This window comes from Streptomyces sp. NPDC031474, from assembly GCF_055581185.1.
Genome location: NZ_JBVIJX010000012.1, coordinates 101269 through 118249, shown reverse-complemented (window position 1 = coordinate 118249; position 16981 = coordinate 101269). Strand labels below are relative to the sequence as shown.

At 71.4% G+C, this 16981-nt stretch carries 12 protein-coding genes; 2 read left to right on the top strand and 10 right to left on the bottom strand.

Annotated elements, in window-relative coordinates:
• Positions 1 to 50: 50 nt before the first annotated feature.
• From ACZ5SK_RS25935 to ACZ5SK_RS25900, 8 genes are all read right to left on the bottom strand, one after another.
• On the bottom strand, positions 51 to 1922 hold the full coding sequence (locus ACZ5SK_RS25935; RefSeq protein ID WP_468576627.1) for a VgrG-related protein: 1872 nt from the start codon (positions 1920 to 1922) through the stop codon (positions 51 to 53).
• Positions 1922 to 2749 (bottom strand): CIS tube protein, encoded by an 828-nt coding sequence (locus ACZ5SK_RS25930; RefSeq protein ID WP_334574932.1) that lies wholly within the window; start codon positions 2747 to 2749, stop codon positions 1922 to 1924. Before ACZ5SK_RS25930 ends, ACZ5SK_RS25935 begins: the two co-directional genes overlap by 1 nt.
• Positions 2746 to 3183 carry a phage tail protein gene (locus ACZ5SK_RS25925; RefSeq protein WP_079658068.1) on the bottom strand — a complete coding sequence of 146 codons (438 nt, stop codon included), beginning with the start codon at positions 3181 to 3183 and terminating at the stop codon, positions 2746 to 2748. Before ACZ5SK_RS25925 ends, ACZ5SK_RS25930 begins: the two co-directional genes overlap by 4 nt.
• Positions 3184 to 3237: 54 nt before the next feature.
• Positions 3238 to 6210: a hypothetical protein gene (locus tag ACZ5SK_RS25920; RefSeq protein WP_468576626.1), complete on the bottom strand. Its 2973-nt coding sequence runs from the start codon at positions 6208 to 6210 to the stop codon at positions 3238 to 3240.
• Positions 6211 to 6222: 12 nt separating this feature from the next.
• Positions 6223 to 6366, bottom strand: a complete 144-nt coding sequence (locus ACZ5SK_RS25915) for a DUF6760 family protein (protein WP_099935404.1) — start codon at positions 6364 to 6366, stop codon at positions 6223 to 6225.
• Complete coding sequence (locus ACZ5SK_RS25910; protein ID WP_334574936.1) at positions 6363 to 6848, bottom strand: hypothetical protein; 486 nt, start codon at positions 6846 to 6848, stop codon at positions 6363 to 6365. Before ACZ5SK_RS25910 ends, ACZ5SK_RS25915 begins: the two co-directional genes overlap by 4 nt.
• Positions 6848 to 7291, bottom strand: a complete 444-nt coding sequence (locus ACZ5SK_RS25905) for a phage tail protein (RefSeq protein ID WP_079658072.1) — start codon at positions 7289 to 7291, stop codon at positions 6848 to 6850. The genes ACZ5SK_RS25910 and ACZ5SK_RS25905 overlap by 1 nt, the downstream gene beginning before the upstream one ends.
• A gap of 107 nt (positions 7292 to 7398) precedes the next feature.
• The gene (locus ACZ5SK_RS25900) at positions 7399 to 8973 is read right to left on the bottom strand and encodes a phage tail sheath family protein (protein ID WP_334574937.1); all 1575 of its coding nucleotides are present in this window, start codon (positions 8971 to 8973) and stop codon (positions 7399 to 7401) included.
• A gap of 179 nt (positions 8974 to 9152) precedes the next feature.
• Between ACZ5SK_RS25900 and ACZ5SK_RS25895 the strand changes: the two genes are divergently transcribed.
• Together ACZ5SK_RS25895 and ACZ5SK_RS25890 are read left to right on the top strand one after the other, a co-directional pair.
• A complete protein-coding gene (locus ACZ5SK_RS25895; RefSeq protein WP_361703043.1) occupies positions 9153 to 13229 on the top strand; it encodes a phage tail protein in 4077 nt (1358 codons plus the stop codon).
• Positions 13230 to 13232: 3 nt separating this feature from the next.
• Positions 13233 to 13901 (top strand): leucine-rich repeat domain-containing protein, encoded by a 669-nt coding sequence (locus tag ACZ5SK_RS25890; protein ID WP_334574940.1) that lies wholly within the window; start codon positions 13233 to 13235, stop codon positions 13899 to 13901.
• A gap of 1 nt (position 13902) precedes the next feature.
• Here the strand turns inward: ACZ5SK_RS25890 and ACZ5SK_RS25885 are convergent, their stop codons facing one another.
• A complete protein-coding gene (locus tag ACZ5SK_RS25885; protein ID WP_457494133.1) occupies positions 13903 to 15963 on the bottom strand; it encodes an ATP-binding protein in 2061 nt (686 codons plus the stop codon).
• Between the two features lie 312 nt (positions 15964 to 16275).
• Entirely contained in the window at positions 16276 to 16965 is a 690-nt protein-coding gene (locus ACZ5SK_RS25880) for a Pvc16 family protein (protein ID WP_361703046.1), read from the bottom strand.
• Positions 16966 to 16981: the final 16 nt, after the last annotated feature.

The following is a 16981-nucleotide window of genomic DNA, read 5'->3' as shown; positions in this document are numbered from 1 at the left end:
GTCGGCTTGTCGCTTGTCGTCATCTCTTGGCGGCGCCATGTGACGGACCGTCAGTTGATCCGGACCAGGCCCGCGTTGATCGTGCAGGTCGCCCCGCCCTTGATCTCCGTGCGCGCGGTGCCGTTGACCGCGACCTGGCTGCCCTTCACCTCCACTCCCCCGCTCGTCGTGAGCCCGACCTGGCCGCTGCCGCCGTCGACCGAGACGCCGGTCTGCGCGGTCACCTTCACCGACTTGCCGGTCAGTTCGAGGGTGCCGTTGCCCGCGTCCATCAGCGCGCCGTTGCCGGCCTTGACGGTGACCTTGTCCTTGGCGTCGATCTCCACCGTGCCGTCGCTGTGCACGATGATCTTGGTGCCCTTGCGGTCGAGGTCGAGGGTGAGCTTGCCGTCGCCGGTGATCATCCGTACGCCCTGCGGCCCGGAGGCGTTGTCGAGCAGTTCGAGCTGGTTGCCGCTGCGGGAGGAGAACGACCGCCGGTTGACGGCGCCGCTGGTCCCGTCGATCAGGTCGCCGCTCGCCGTGGACGGTTTGTCCTGCCCGTTGAAGAGGCAGCCGAGTACATACGGCCGGTCGAGCCGGCCCTGCTCGAACCCGACCAGCACCTCGTCACCCACCTCCGGGACGAACGCGGAGGTTCCCTTGCCGCCCTTGCCCCCTCCTCCGGAGGTCTGCGCGCACCGGGCCCAGTCGCTGACGTACTCGTCGGACAGCCAGGGGAACTTGACCTTGACGCGGCTGACTTTGTCCGGGTCCTTGGTGTCGGAGACCAGGCCGATGACGACTCCGTCCACCTCGGGGAGCCGGCCCGCCCGGCCCGCGGCGGCGCCGGCCAGCGCCGACAGGGAGCGTTCCTGCTGGCCCGAGACGGTCACCCAGGTCTCGTAGCCGCGCTGTGCGTCGAAGACGTGCCGGGAGGCGGTGACGGTGTACCGGCCGTCGAACGGGGCGCCTACCCCGGACAGTGCGACCGCGCCGCCGGCCCGGACCTCGGGATTGCCCTGGATGACCGCCTCCATCTCGGCGAACGTCCCGGCGATCCGCTGCGCCAGCGCCTTCGCGACCTGCTCGACGCGGGCCTGCGCGCCGTAGGAGTTGTCGGTGACGAGGTAGTCGGCCTTCCCGAAGGGGCGCGCCGCGTCCGCCGGGCTGATGCCCAGTTGGATCGTGTCCGCCCTGCCCGCATCCGCCGTGCCGACCAGCGCCTGCTTCGTCTTGGTGTCCCAGCCGCGCACCTGGACCTGGGAGACCTGCTCGGCGGCGGTCACCCCGGCGCGGCAGCGCACCAGGTTCTTCCCGAGTTCCAGCACCAGCGGGTCACGGTCGGCGCGGGCCGAGGAGCCGGGCGCGCCGGATGCCGCGGTGGGCCCGGTGACATGCAGGGCGCCGTCGATCACATAGACCTGTGCTCCGGCGTCCTCGGCCAGGTCGCGGAGGAACTCCCAGTCGGAGACGTTCGCCTGGGCGACGTGTTCGAGGACCGGCCCCGAGACGTCGATCGTCCCCGTCCGGAGCCCGGCGCGCTGGGCGACGCGACGGCATATGTCCGCGACGGTCATGTTCTGGTAGGCGGCGACCCGACGGCCCCGGAAGAGCCGGTGCGCCTTGTCCATGCCGCGGACCACGGTGAACGTCCCGGTCTCGTCGAAGTCCAGCTCCAGTGCGGTCACCTCGCCCTTGAGCAGCGGCTTCGGCGAGCCGCCCGCACCGGAGGAGACCAGCAGCCGCGCCTCGGAGCCGATCTTGATGCCGGCCTTGTCGAGCAGCACCCGGCTGGGGTCGCGAAACCGCAGGACGAACGTGTCGGGCAGGGTTCGGCTGTCGTCGACGTAGCCCTCCACCAGGGTGTTGGCGAGGTCGGCGGGCAGCCTGGTCCCGCCGATCTCCATGACGAGGATCTTGGCGACGGTGTCGTTGGCCATCAGACGTCCTTCCGGCCGCCGGCCGCCGCGGACCCGTACGCGACGGCCTCCGCCGGCCCGCCCGGCAGCGTGTCCAGTTCGTCGGCCGACGGGAGCAGCAGTTCGCGCCCCTCCGTCAGCCGCATCGGATCGTCGATGCCATTGGCCTCGGCGATGGCCCGCCAGGCCGCCGCGTCGCCGTACTCGGCCCAGGCGAGGCCCTGCAGGGTGTCACCGGCGCGGACGCGGTGGACACGGCGGGCGGTGAGCGCCCCCGACGTCGGGTTCTGGCCGGCCGTCTCTCCGCTGATCTCCTCCATCGTCACCTGGCACACCGCGCGGATCGGCGTCCCGGACGTGGTGAACAGCGTGTACTTGACCTGGACCTGGCTGACGTAGCCGGGGAAGCCGGTGATGCCGCCCCAGTGGAAGACCACCCAGGGCGGCGACGACCGCTGCGCCTGCCGGGTCTCGTTGGTCGGCACGCAGCAGGCGAACAGACTCTCCACCGCCTTGACGACACTGGTGTCCTGGGTGTCACTCGCGTCGAAGAACATCTCCACGGTGAGCTTGCTGGGCTGCGGCCCCTGGTACTCCGGTGGGCCCGCGCTCTTCGCGCCCTTGGCGGGGGTGCGTTTCCAGGACGCGGACTTGCCCAGGCTGAGTTCCTTGGGATTGAACTGGAAGTCGATCCGGCCACAGGGTCCACCGGGGGTGAGGCTGCCGCCCGAGGGCGGGGTGCGCAGTTCGAGGTAGGCGTGCTCCAGCTTGGGCCGCGCGTCACCGCCCGCGGCCGACGCCGACCTCGCGCCGCCGCCTGCCGCGCTGAACGCCACGGGCCCGCTCATGCTCCGGGCTCCATCATGTAACCGTGGTGCGCGATCTCGATGGTCTCCGTGGCGACCTTGGGCGACTCGGGATTGAACGTGGGCCCGGTCCAGCGCACCGGCACCACCTCCAGCAGGCCCCAGCGGGCGACCATCACGTCGTCGCCGGTACGTGCCTCGATGTGCGCGGTCTTGCGGGCGAACCCGGTGGTCATGCTGGCGAACCACTTGGCCACCTTCTGGGTGTCCTTCGTCAGCGGCCGGGACAGTTTGACGTTGGGGTACTTCAGGCGGGTCGGCAACTGCCAGACATGGCCGTTGTTCCCGCCCTCCTCGCGGGCTTCGAGCACCACCTCGCAGCCCAGCCCCTCACAGGTGTTGAACGACCCCAGCTCGATCCCGTCGATCGTGACGACGAAGCAGACCGTGACCGCCGGGTCCTGGGTCGTGGACATCCGATGCCCTGCCTTTCTGTCGGTACGGGTGCTCTGTCAGTGCCGGGTGCTCTGTCAATGCCTGGTGTGGATCAAGGTGCCGGCGCGTTCACGTTCGATGCGCAGCTCCGCTCTGAGCAGCCTGCTGAGGGGGGCGACCAGGGCTCGGACGAGTTCGTCCGTGACCTTGGGGACGCCCGACCCGGCGGTCTTCCCCGGGGCGGCGGCCGACGTCGAGGCCGACGGCTCCGCCGCCGATGGAGCGGCCGGCTCCGGCGGCGTCGGCGGGTCGGCGGGCGGCTCCCCGGCCGACGCGCCGTCCTCGGCGCGTTGCACGGCGGGCGCGGTGAACTCCACGGAGCCGTCCGGCATCCACTGGGCCACCCCGGCGGCGACCGCCGCGGCCCCCGCGCTGACGCCGGACAGCGCGGGAGCCGAGGGGGCCCGTCCCCGGAGGGGTGGGGACGGGAGCGATGGCGTGGCGAAGTGGGGTACGGGCGACGGAGCGACACCGGGAACGCTCGCGAGCCGTTGCAGCGGGACCGGGGGGCCGAGGGCGTCCGGACCTTGAAGCGCCCGGGTGGCGGGCTGGAGGAGGCCATCGGGGCGGACTGCGGCACCGGGAGCTGAAACGCCGGGGAATTCCGGGCGCCCGGGGCGGCCTACGTCGCCGTAGGACCAGGCAGAGGGGGCGCCATCGGCGTGAGCTGTCGTACCGGCGTCCGTGGCCCGCTGCACGACGCCGCCCGCGTGGCCGGTGGCGGTGGCGGTGGCGGTGGCGGGGTAGGCGCTGCCGCCGCCGGTCGCGGTGTGCCCACTGCGAGGGCCGTCGGGCGCGGTGTCGGCGGACCAGGCATGGCCGCCCGAACCGCCGGCCCCGGGGGCGGACGGTCCGCCGCCGGCCCGCTCCCATCGGACCGGGACCGCTGCCGCAGGCTCGGAGGCGACCGGCGCCTCGGCGGAGGGCGCCGCTTCCGGCACGGTGTAGAGAGGCAGTGACCGCTGCGCCACCAGTGGGAAAACGGGGCCGCCGCCTTGGGCCACCGGCCCGGCATCCGACCCCGCCCCCGTCTCGGGCGGCGTACCGGGAAGCGTGGCGGCGTCCGCTGCGTTCACGGCGTCCAGCCGCCGCATCGGCATGGGTGTCGCGGCCGTCACCATCTCCCCCGGTCCGGTCGCCTCGACCGCCACCGTGTCACTCACCGCGAGCGGTGCGGCGTCACCGAGCAGCGGCGCCGGATCGGCCTCCGCGCGCACCGGCGTCACAGCGGTCGCCGGGGGTACGGGGGGTGCGGGGGGCGATCCGCCGGGTACGTCGAGCACGTCGAGTCGCTGCACCGCCACCGGTCCCTGCGGCGCGGCACCGCCGGAAGCGACGGCGGGCCCGGGGGCGGGCGCCGGGCCTGGAACCAGTCCCACCCCCGGCGCGGTCCCCGCGCCAGAGCCGACACCCGACCCCGGGACCGAGCCCAACCCAAAACCGGCACCCGATCCCGAGCCGGAGCCCAACCCGAAGCCGGTACCGGACCCCGGGCCGGAGCCGGTCCCCAACCCGGGACCGGTGTCCATTCCGGGACCGGTGTCCGGAGCGGGCAGCTGACCGAGTTTTACGGGTTCGGCGCCGGCGTCTGTCACCGTCTCGGGCGAGAGCACTGTGCCGAGGTCCACCGGGTCCGTGGTCAAGGGCGGCGTGTCGCCGAGCAGTGGCGCGGTGGCCTCCCCATCGGACGACGGCACCGCGGGCTCGGCCGGACCTGCCCCGACGTCCGGCACCGCCGACTCCACCGGCACCGCCGACTCCTCTGGGGCTGTCGGTATTTCCGGGGCCGCCGGTGTCTCCGGGACCTCCACCGTTCGGGAGACGTACGTGTCGGAGGCGACGGAAGGGGGCGCGGCGGCGGACTCTGCCGGTGTCGCCGTCGAGCCCGGACGGGGCAGGGCGGTGGGCGGCAGCGCGGTGAGGGGCTCGCCGAGACCCCGATGCCGCGGACGCGGCGGGACCGCGACGTCACGCTGCACAACGGACTGCACGGCAGGGCCGGCGCCGTCCACGCCGCCGATGAGCGGGGCGGTGAGGGCGGTGTCCGGTCCCTGGCCGGCGGTCGTGCCGGTGCGTGGCGCGGCGAGCGAGAGCGGGGGCGCGGGCGTGTCCCGTACTGGCGTCGGCCGGGCAGTGGCCGACGCTTCGGTTCGCTGGACGACGCCGCCCCTCACCTCGTCCGGCCCCGCAGGCGTGTCGGGTGCGGCGAGCAGTCCGGCGACGGGCTCGTCCGGGGTGTCCGGTGTCAGGGGGCCGGGGTCCGGGTCCGGCCCGGACGCGGGGACCGGCGTGAGTTCCCGCGCCGGTTCGTCCGGTGGCTCCGCGACGACCAGGGGCCGGGTGGGTGCGGGGCCTGCCGGAACGGCGGGTACCCGCATGACCATCGCCGGAGCGGGCGGTGCCGTGTCCCGCGCCGGCGCGGTCGGCAGCACGGCCGTCCGCTGGAGTGAGGCCAGGGGAAGCGCCACCGGTGCGCCCGCCCGTACGCCCTCGGGCACCGACAGTCCCGGCCCCGGGGACGACACCGTCCCCTGGGCGGTCGGGCCAACCGTGCCATGGGAGTCGTCCGGCCGGTCACCCGACCGGTCTGCCCACCCAGCGTCCTCGCCCCGCACGGGATTCTGCGCCTCCCGCGATCCGCCGAAGGCCTGTGCCTGAGGCCGTACGCTCATCCGCTGCACCGGCATCATGGGTTCCGCCAGGCCGTGGCCCACGCCGGACGGCGCCCGGGCGCTGACGAGATGGCCGAGCGGGCCGGTGACGGTCGGGTCCTGCCAGGTACCCAGCCGCCCACCGAACCCGCGAGGGTCGGTGACCAGCCCCATGGGGGCGCTCAGGGTCCGTTGCACGGGTGGCGTCGACCGCCACCCGCCCGTGACCTGTGCGTCCGGCGTCGCGTCCGGTCCGGGTGGCGTCGTCCCGGCGTCGGCGCGCGCTCGCGTCCCGGGCTCCGTGACGCCGCCCCGCGAGCCTTCACCGTTCCTCGTCAGCCAGGACAGCAGTCCCATCTCGGTGTCCTCTCACCGCCCGTTGAGACGGGCGATCTGCTCGACGTACCGCTGCCGTTCGGGGTGTTCCAGATCGAGCAGCTCTTCGAGTGGCCAGTGGAAGTGATAGGCCAGGTACGCGATCTCCTCGTAAAGGCGCTCGACCGCGTACGTCACGATTCCCCCAGGCGGCCCCCGGCGAGGTCCACCGCGAAGTGTTCCTGGCAGGAAGGGCAGGTGACCGCGGCCCGGGTGTGGCCCTCCGCGTTGATCCGCCGGTAGAAGTCCTGGAGGAAGGCGAGGTCCGAGGCGAACAGGTCTTCCACGAGGCCCGCGTGGACGTCCTCGATGGTGCCGATCCGGGTGATCACCCGGGCGATCAGGACCACCGACAGGTACGCGGAGTTCTCCCGCACCCGGTCGTCCCTCAGCGGGATGAGTTCGTCCCGGGCGGTGGCCAGCCGCATCACACCGTGCCGGTGGACGGTGCCGGAATCGTCGACGTACCCCCGCGGCAGTTCGAAGGCGAACTCGGTGCGGAGCGTGTCACGCCCCGCACCGCTCGCGCTGTCGCCCGGCCCGCCGGTGCGGTCGTGCTCCGGTGTGCCCGGCGACGACTGTGCCGCCGGCCGCGCCGGAGCGGGCGTCCCTCTGCGCATCACTCAACTTCCATGCTCTCGTACGTGATCGAGAGCTTCTCGGTGAGGACCGAGGTGTCGCCCGCCTTGAGGGTGCCGATCTCCAGCGCCTTCGGCCAGGCGTTGATCAACTGATAGCGCTTGATCGCGCTGCCCTCGTAGTCGTAGACGATGATCGCGCCGTTCTTGCGGGCGTCGCCCATCTTCCCGAAGCGGGACGACTTGATCCACGCCTCGAAGCTGTTGTCCTCGGTCAGACCGCGGGTGACGGTGACCTCGCCGGCCTTGGGGCGGCCCGGCAGCTTCTTGACGGCATACTTTCCGTCGGTGGTGTTCTGCTTGAGCTCGATGACGTCCTGTTCCATCTTCAAGCCGCTGACCTCGGTGATCTGTTTGATCACCACGCCGTCGAACTCCAGCCCGAAGGAGTGGCCGACAGAGCTGTCAAGTTCGGGGAGTGCCATCCCAGCCTCCATAGCTCATCTCGTGTGTGGAGCGGCGGTCTTCCACCGCCCCGGGACCGATCCGCGGGCGGCCCACCGTCGTGGGGCCGTGACCCGCATGCGTGCTGTTACTCGTCGACCGATCCCGTGCCGCCCGACAGCTGTGCCAGCCGGAACACCACGAACTCCGCGGGCTTGACCGGAGCGACCCCGACCTCGCAGATGACCTGGCCGGCATCGATGCTCTCGGCGGGGTTGGTCTCCCGGTCGCACTTGACGTAGAAGGCCTCGTCCGGGGTCAGCCCGAACAACGCGCCCTTGCGCCACTCGTTGACCAGGAACGCCGAGATGGTGCGCCTGATACGCGCCCACAGGGCGTCGTCGTTCGGTTCGAAGACGACCCATTGCGTGCCCGTCAGGATCGACTCCTCGAGGTAGTTGAAGAGGCGGCGGACGTTCAGGTAGCGCCAGGCGGGGTCGGAGGACAGGGTGCGCGCGCCCCACACCCGGATCCCGCGGCCCGGGAAGGAGCGGACGCAGTTGACGCCGATCGGGTTCAACAGGTCGTGCTCGCCCTTGGTGATCTGCGTCTGGAGACCGACCGCGCCCCGCAGGACCTCGTTCGCCGGCGCCTTGTGCACACCGCGCGACTCGTCGTTGCGCGCCCATACCCCGGCTATGTGCCCGCTCGGCGGGACGAAGGTGTTACGGCCGACCGACGGGTCGAAAACCTTGATCCATGGGTAGTAGAGCGTCGCGAACTTCGAATCGAAGCCGGCCGTGTCCATCCGCCAGTTCTTGATCTGCTGCGGCGACAGCCCGGGGGGAGCGTCCAGGATGGCGACCCGGTCGCCCATCAACTCGCAGTGGGCGATCAGCGCCTGCTGCACCGCGATGACGGTCTCGTCGTCGACGATGCCGCGCTGGTGGGCGCTCATCAGGTCGGGCACGGCCACCGTGGTGATCTCGTCGATGGCCTCCAGCCCGCCGAAGCCCGTCCGCTCGTCCGCGTCGCCGATGTAGTCGTCGGCCGACAGCGCGACCGTGCCGGAGCCGGCAGGAGCGGGCGCCGTGCCGGACCCGGCCGCGAGGACGACCGTGCCGGTGTCGGGCTTCGTCGACGCGGCGGCCCTGCTCACCTCCTCCAGGGCGATGATCTGCGACTTCTCCTTGACCTTGGTGACGACGTTGTCCTTGCCGCGGCGCGCGGACACCGACGGGTAGCTCTCCTTCTCCTCCCCGTCCACCTTGACGACCAGCTTGAACGCCTCGCTCGGCGGCGCCTCGCCGTCCGCCGCGCCGACCTCGACCGTGATCTCACCGGTGACGGCCGGCAGTGCCCGGACCCGGAATCCGCCGAGCAGCGCCTCGGCTGCGGACTCGCCGCCCGCCGTCCCGCCGGCGGACCCGCTCGGCAGTTCGCCCGCGACGCCGCTCCCGCCGTCGCCGATCCGCACGACGTAACAGTTCCCGCCGCCGTTGGCGAAGTAGCCGTACACGGCGGACGCCAGATAGGAACCCTCGACGAAGTCGCCGAATGCGCCCACGTACTGGCTCCAGTTGGTGACCAGTGTCGGTTCGTTCAGGGGCCCTTGTGGGGCGAAGCCGAGAAACGCGGCGACCGAGGTGCCCACTCCCTCGATCGGTCGTGCCCCGGCCTCCACTTCTTCGACGTAGATGCCTGGGGACAGATACGACGGCATACCCACTCCTCCTTGACCTGCGGCCGAAGCAGATTCTGGCTCCGGCCGCGATCACCCGGAACGCGTCGTCGTCCGCGGCGCGGTGCACAGCCCACTGCCCGATGAGGCAGGCCGCCCTTCCCCCGGCCGTACCCGCCCTTCTCGTGTACGAGTAGCCACGAAAGCGAACACTTGCGGCCATGAAGGCGGCGCCGGACAAAGGACCCAGCGCAAGGACCAGCGCGGCGCCGGCACGCCCGGCAGCCCCCGCCCAGGCACAGGCACAGGCCCGGCCGACGGCTGAGGGAACCACCTCACCCACCACCGCGGCCGGGCCGGAGGCCGCCCCGCCGGCGGAACTCACCCCGCAGCAGTTGCGGCTGCTGCAGACAGGGGCGGGGAACGCGGCGGTGGCGCGGCTCGTCGTGCAGCGTCAGGCCGCGGCTGCGCCCTCGACGGCCGCCCCGGCTCCGCCGGTCAAACAGCCGCCGTCCGCGTCGCCCGCCTTCCAGGGCCTGAAGTCCGAGGTGCGGGCGAAGAAGACCGCGGCCTCCCGGCACGCTCCCGCCGCCGCGGAGTCGGAGGCCGCGCAGAAGGCCGCCGTCGCCCCGCCGGACGACAGGCAGGCCCAGGGCAAGGCCGCGCAGGCCGAGAAGATGAACGCCGCCAAGCCCGGCACCTTCGACAAGGCCGGGTTCATCGCAGCCGTCAACCAGGCCATCGCCGCGCAGGCCCCGAAGAACCTCGACGAGGCCGACCACTTCTCCGGGTCCGGCAAGGCGGAGGCCGTCAAGGGCCGGGTCAGCGGTCAGGTCGGCCAGAGCAAGGCCACCTCCGCCAAGGAGATCGACACCGCCACCAAGGCGGCGCCCGACCTGTCCAAGGCCAAGGACAAGCCCGTCACCCCGCTCACTCCCGACGCTCCCCCGCCCGTCCCCGGCGCCCCGAACCCGGCGGGCGCCGTCCCGGCCCGGCAGCCGGACGCGGTCACCGACTTCTCCGGCGGCCCGCAGCAGATCAACCAGCAGCTGGCCGACGCCGAGGTGACGGAGGACCAGCTCGCCAAGAGCAACGAGCCTCAGTTCACCGACGCCCTCGGCGCCAAGAAGGAGGGTGAGAAGCACTCCGCGACGGCGCCGGGGCAGGCCCGCGGCGCCGAGGCCAGGCAACTGGCCGCCGCCAAGCAGGGCGCGGCGGCCATCGGCGCCCAGGCCATGACCGGTCTCGCCGCCGCCCGCACCTCCACCGGCAAGCAGGTCGACGGCGGCAAGGGCGCCACCAAGTCCGCCGACGAACGCAGACGCGCCGAGGTCACCGCGCGCCTGCAGAAGGTCTTCGACGGCACGAAGACGGACGTGGAGAGGACCCTCTCCGGCCTGGACAAGCTCGTCGACGAGAGGTTCACGGCCGGTGAGAAGGCCGCGCGGGACGCCTTCATGGCGGACCAGAAACGCCGGATGAACGCCTACAAGGACAAGCGGTACTCCGGCTGGACCGGCAAACTCAAGTGGGTCAAGGACAAGTTCGCGGGTCTGCCCGAGGAGGCCAACCAGCTCTTCCAGGAGTCCCGCAAGCTCTACGTCGCCCAGATGCAGAACGTCATCTCCTCCATCGCCGACGTCATCGGCACCGAACTGGGCAAGGCCAAGGACCGCATCGCGCGCGGACGCGCCGAACTCAAGGCAGAGGTCGACAAACTCCCCGCCGACCTGAAGAAGTTCGGCCAGCAGGCCGCCAAGGACTTCACGGAGAAGTTCGACGGTCTGCAAGCGGACGTCGACGCGAAGTCGGACCAGCTCGTCCAGGACCTCGCCCAGAAGTACACCCAGGCGCTGAACGCGGTCGACGACGAGATCAAGAAACTCCAGGAGGAGAACAAGGGCCTGATCGCCAAGGCCAGGGACGCCGTCGTCGGGGTCATCCAGACCATCATCGAACTGAAGAACATGCTGCTGGGCGTCCTGGCGAAGGCCGCCACGGCGGTCATGAACATCATCAAGGACCCGATCGGGTTCCTCGGCAACCTGGTGACCGCGGTCGGCGCCGGGTTGAAAGCGTTCATGGCCAACATCGACACCCACCTGAAGAAGGGCCTGATCGGCTGGCTCCTGGGCACCATGTCGGGCGCGGGCCTGCAGATTCCCGCGAAGTTCGACCTGCGGGGCATCCTCGGCATGATCTCTTCGTTGCTGGGCCTGACCTGGGGGGCGATACGCGCTCGGATCGTCCGGAAGGGCATCCCCGAACAGGCAATGTCCGCGGTCGAATCGGGCGTACCGCTGGTCGCGAAGCTGCAGGGCGAGGGTGTCGCCGGGGTGACGGAGGAGATCAAGGAGCAGGTCGGAGATCTGAAGGGGAACCTGTTCGGCAAGATCTCGCAATACCTGATCCCGACCGTCCTGGTCGCCGGGATCACCTGGATCGTCAGCCTGTTGAACCCGGCCAGCGCGTTCATCAAGGCCTGCAAGATGATCGTCGACATCGTCACGTTCATCGTCGAACGCGGCGCCCAGATCGTCGAGTTCGTCAACGCCGTACTCGATGCGGTGATCGCCATCGCCGGCGGAGGAGCGGGCGGCGTACCGGGGTTGATCGAGACGGCCCTCGCGAAGTCGATCCCCGTACTCATCGGAGCCCTGGCCGCGATCCTCGGCATCAGCGGAATCGCCGACAAGGTCAAGAAATTCTTCACCGCGCTGTCCAAGCCGGTCATGAAGGCCGTCGACTGGATCGTCGGGAAGATCGTCGTTCTCGGCAAGAAGATCTGGAACAAACTCAAGAGCAAAGTCCGTGGGGGCGACGACAGTCCCGAGGGCAAGCGGCAGCGCCTCGCCAAGGGCCTCGCCGCCGCCCGGTCCGCCGCCCAGCGCCTGAACGGCAGCGGCCGGTTCAGCCGGGCCGCCCTGCGCGCGGCCTTCGCGGCGATCCGGGTCCGCTACGGCATGTCCTCACTGGAACCGGTCGTCCGGGGCGGCAGCTGGTCGGCACGTGGCACGGTGAACCCGACCGACGAGATCAGCCTCGGCGTCGAGGCCCGCGGCACCGAGGAGAACCCGCAGGAGACGCAGGACCCGTCGGACGCCCGCTACCTCGAGATGATCCGCCAAGCGCTGCCGGCGCACGCCGCGACCTTCTCCAAGGAGGCGCAGCAGGCGTGGAACACCACGCTGAAGGTGACCGAGGTCGACGAGAAGCCGGTGTGGGACGACCCTCCAGTCCAACTCGCCGGTCTCCCCGCCGAGGCCGCGGGGCTGCTCACCGATCAGGCCGTCCTGAAGCAACTGCTCGGCTACTTCAAGGAGAAGCCCCGCCGGAGAAGCGGCAAGGGAGACGACCCTGGCACCGCCGCTGACACCGCCAACTTCTACAACCACGCCTTCAGGGCCGGCGGGCCACTGCGCGAGAGGATGTTGCATACCCTCGGCAAGGCCGCGCTGCAGGAACTCAAGAAGCCCCGGGACGGCCGCTCGACGGACGCCACGAACCAGGTCAACAGCATGGAGTACGGAGTGACGTCGGGCTCCTACGGCAAGTTCGCCCCGCTGCCCGGCTCCGGATCAGAGGTGAACAAGGATCTCGAAGCCACCGTCAACGCCAAGGGCGGCATCATCGGCTTCCTGCGTTTCGTCGCCACCGAGAGTTCGGAGTGGAACACCAGGGTTCTCGACCTGTGGGCGAAACACAAGCCGTCCAAGGACTACCTGATGGACCTCTTCCGGAGGGCCGACTCCGGCAAACACGAGTGGATTCCAACCGACTACATCCCGGCCGTTCTCATCCGCGCGATGGGCCACCTCTCGCGGGGCGACAAGCTCGAAGCGGCCCGCTGGGTGGCACTGCACCACGCGCTGCGGTCGAAGACCGAGCACGTCATCTGGGCCATCCAGGGCGTGTCACCCAACGGCCATTCCGGCGCCCTCTGGCAGCAGTACGTCGAGCACGGCAAGACCAAGTACAAGTTCACTCTGACCAACGGCCAGGACGCTTTCCACAACAGACTGCGCGAGATCTTCAACCAGCACCAGGGCAGCGCGCTGCAGTACGTGAGTGCCCTGCGAGCCCAGCTGCGGGACCCGAACAACCCCCTGATCTGGAACGGAAACCTCGACAATCATGATCCGCAATTCCTCGGCAAGCCGGTCGCGGCCCTCGTGAAGACGGCCGCGGGTATAGTCCCCATGACCGTCGAGCAGCTCGGTGAAGAGCAGGCAGCCAACTTCGACGCCATCATGGTCAACCTCGACGAAGCCGAAGACGCCGTGGAAGAGGTGAGCTGATCGATGCCGCTCCTCGAGCCTCAGGTGGAAGAGGCTGTGCAGCGCCGGTTGCAGAGAAATCCGCCCTACAGCGACGACGACCTCGCCCAGCTCGACACCCTGGCCGTCCTCTTCCCCCGCGACCTGGGCGACCTCGCCCGTTTCCCCATGCTGAAGACGCTGCGTGTGGTCGGCTACCCGGGACGCGACCTCGCGGCGCTGGCGGGCCATCCGCAGCTGGCGTCGCTTTCCGTACGATTCAGTGCGCTCGCCGACGTGAGCGCGGTGCAGACGCTGCCCATGATCCGACGCCTCAAACTGCCCCTCAACGCCATCGAGGACATCTCCGCCCTGCGATCCGGGCTGCCGAAGCTGCGTGAGGTCGACCTCACCGGCAACCCGCTCTCCGAGGAGAGTTATCGGGAGCTGGTGCCCGAGTTGCGGCAGCGGGTCAGGGAAACCGTGACCGTCTCCGAGGAACGGGAGTGGCAGATCACCCGCAAGCTCTACGCCGCCGGGGTGCCGTTCGACTACTTCCGGCAGGGCAACACCTATCTCCTGTGCCGGCCTGGCCTGGAGTTCACCGACAAGCCGAACGCGAGTCACGCCGAAATCGGCCCCGACGAGCTGGAGGCGGTCCTGCAGCGGGGCCCGGAGGAAGTCCACAAGCTGTTCGCCCGGGAAGCAGGCTAGGTCACCGGGCGAGCAGATCGACGTAAGGGCCGAATTCGCTCGCCAGGGTCAGGCGCCCCAGTTTCTGGTACTCCCGTTGGACCGCGTGGATCAGCTGGCGCATGGTCAGCGGGGAGCCCGCGTCGGCGGTGAGGTAGGCGGCGGTGACGGCGATGGAGCGGATGTTGCCGCCGGCGAGTTCGAAGGAGTCGGCGCAGAAGGGGAGATCGAGGTCACCGGCCCCGGGCAGGAGGGGGGCCAGACAGCGGTGCCAGAGGGCGAGGCGCTGGGTGGGGTCGGGGACGGGGAAGTCGACGACGAGGTCGAGGCGGCGGGTGAAGGCGTCGTCGAGATTGGCGCGGAGGTTGGTGGCGAGGACGGCGAGGCCGTCGAAGGACTCCATGCGCTGGAGGAGGTAGGCGCTCTCGACGTTGGCGTAGCGGTCGTGGGCGTCCTTGACCTCGGAGCGCTTGCCGAAGATCGCGTCGGCCTCGTCGAAGAGGAGGACGCCGTTCACCCCGGCCGCTTCGGAGAAGATGCGCTCCAGGTTCTTCTCGGTCTCGCCGACGTATTTGTCGATGACCGTGGACAGGTCGACGGTGTAGAGGTCCAGGCCCAGATCGGCGGCGATGACCTCGGCGGACATGGTCTTGCCGGTGCCGGAGTCGCCCGCGAACAGGGCGACGACGCCCCGGCCGCGGGCGCCGCCGGGACGCATCCCCCATTCACCGAGGACGCGGTCGCGGTGGCGGGCGCGAGCGGTGAGTTCCCGCAGCTGGGAGAGGGTGTCGGCAGGCAGGACGAGGTCGTCCCAGCCGACGGCGGGTTCGATGCGGCGGGCGAGCACGTCGAGTCCGGCGGAGTTCTGGGCCCGGGCGCCGCGGCGTATGTGCTCGGGGCGCAGCTCGCCACCGTCCAGGAGCGCGTTCTGGGCGGCGCTTCGGGCCGCCCGGGTGATCTGCTCCGGGGTGAGGAGGAAGGGCGCCAGCAGGTTCGGGACGTTGAGGCCGGCGGGCACGGAGGGCCCGTACGCGGCCTGCCACAGCGCGGCTCGCGCGGTCGGCTCGACGCGCGGGGCGCGCAGCAGCAGCGGGGGCCGCGTCGACCAGGCGGCGTCCCACGGGGGGTGACCCACAAGGACGACGGGGACCGGCGTGTCTGTCAACTGCCTCAGCACGGCGGCCCGTTCGCGGTCCCGGTCCAGGGCGTCGACGGGGGCGCAGACCAGACCCGCGCCGGTCAGCCTGGCCTCGCGCACGGCGGTGCGCACGGCGTCCGCGGGGGCCGGGTCGCGGGCGAGGCGCGCCAGGTCCAGGGCAAAGGCGGGACGCCCCGCCCCGGCGAGAGCGGTCGCGGCGAGGGCCGGGCCGGCGCCGCCCTGATCCTCGCGCAGATAGGCCAGGGGTACATCCGCTGCGAGGGCCCGGGCCAGCGGGGCGGCGTCGCCCACCCCGGGCACGGGCGGTGCGGGGGTCAGCAGGTCGGCGACCCGGGGGTCGGGGGTGTCGTCGCCGAGCAGGTGCGCGGCGACCCGGTCCGGGACGCGCAGGGCGCGCCCGAGGAACGGACGGTCCTGGTCCTCGACGATCAGCAGGCCGCCGGAGAGCAGGGGCGCGGTGGCGCCGAGGCGGGCGCGGGCGGCGGCGTCCGCCGGGGACAGTCCGCACAGCGTCAGAGCCAGGCCGATGGAGGGGCGGCGCCGGGTGACGTCGTCGTTGAGATAGCCGTAGAACGATTCGAAGCGGGCGTCCAGATCGGGCAGGAGGGCGATGAGCAGGATCTCGACGTCGAGGTCGGTCAGGCCGAGACCGGCCGTGAGGCGGCGCAGGCTGGTGGGCGGGTCGGCGGTGTCGGCTCGCGTCTCGGCCTCGGCGTGCCGGGCGGCGTCCGTGCGGTCGGGGGCGGCGGGACGGGGTGGCGCGTCGAGGAGGCGGTCGACCGACTCCTCGGTGAGGTAGAGGCCCCGGAAGGCGTCGTCGGGGTTGGGGTCGGTCTGTCTGCGGGCGGTGACGGCGCGGCGTACGCGTTCCTCGACGAGGACCACCCGGTCCAGCAGGTGGCGAAGGCTGGGGTTCTCGGCGATGGGATGCTCCTCGCTCCGCTCGGTGTCGGTGTCGGTGTGTGCGCCGGGTGGGATACCGCGGATCGTGCGTGGCCGGCCGTGCGATCCCGCGCGCCCCTCACGGGGCGCACTGCCACGGCGGGCCGGCCCGACCGCGAGTGCGGCACTCGCGAGTCCGCGCCGGGCCCGGTGCCGGGCCGGCGCCCGGCCGCGGGCGAACACGCCGGCTCGTCCATCGCCTGCCCACGCCGGGCTTCGGCGGGGGCTCTGGCCGCCGGGGCCGTCCGCAGCCCGAGTGCAACCGGGGCAGCCGGGGCAGCCGGCAGGCCTCGCTCATTCGCGGACGCGCCGGGACCGTGCCGGCCGCGGGCGGCGCGCCGCCGGCTCGTCCGCCGCGTCGGCTCCTTGCGCTCCGGTGGCGCCCTGGTCGGTGTGGCCGGTGTGGCCGGTGTTCTCCAGCCCGAGTCGAAGGCCGCCCTCCTCGGTGACCGGCGGCGCGGCCGCGACGGTGCCCGTGCCGACGAGGGGGAGGCTGACCACGAGGTCGAGGGAGGGTTTCAGCTCACCGCCGAGTGCGCTCCACACATCCGCGAACGCCCGGTCCTCGGGGGGCGGCAGCGCGATCGTCATCGGCACCGACAGGGGAAGCTCGGCCAGTGAGCCGGTCATGTGCCGGGTGGGCATGGCGTCGCTGCTGAGCAGGCACAGCAGCAGGGACGACAACAGGCGGTGTTCGTCCTCGGGGCGCCGGGTCCAGGCGGTGATCAGGTAGGACAGCTTGAAGTACCGGGGCGGGCGGTGCCGGGCGATGACGGTGCCCCGGTCGTCGTACTCGTTGGACAGGCCGCGGGAGCGGCGGCGCATGTCCTCCCGGATGTCGTAGAGGTACAGATTGACGGTGGGAGCGTTGACCTTGGCCGCCCACTCGCGGGTGGGCGCGTCGAACATGACGCTGACCTGTGTGCCGCTCAGGGCGTCGTTGCGTACGAGAGCGCGCAGTGCGTCGTCCACCTCGTGGATCACGGTTCCCCCTTCGCCT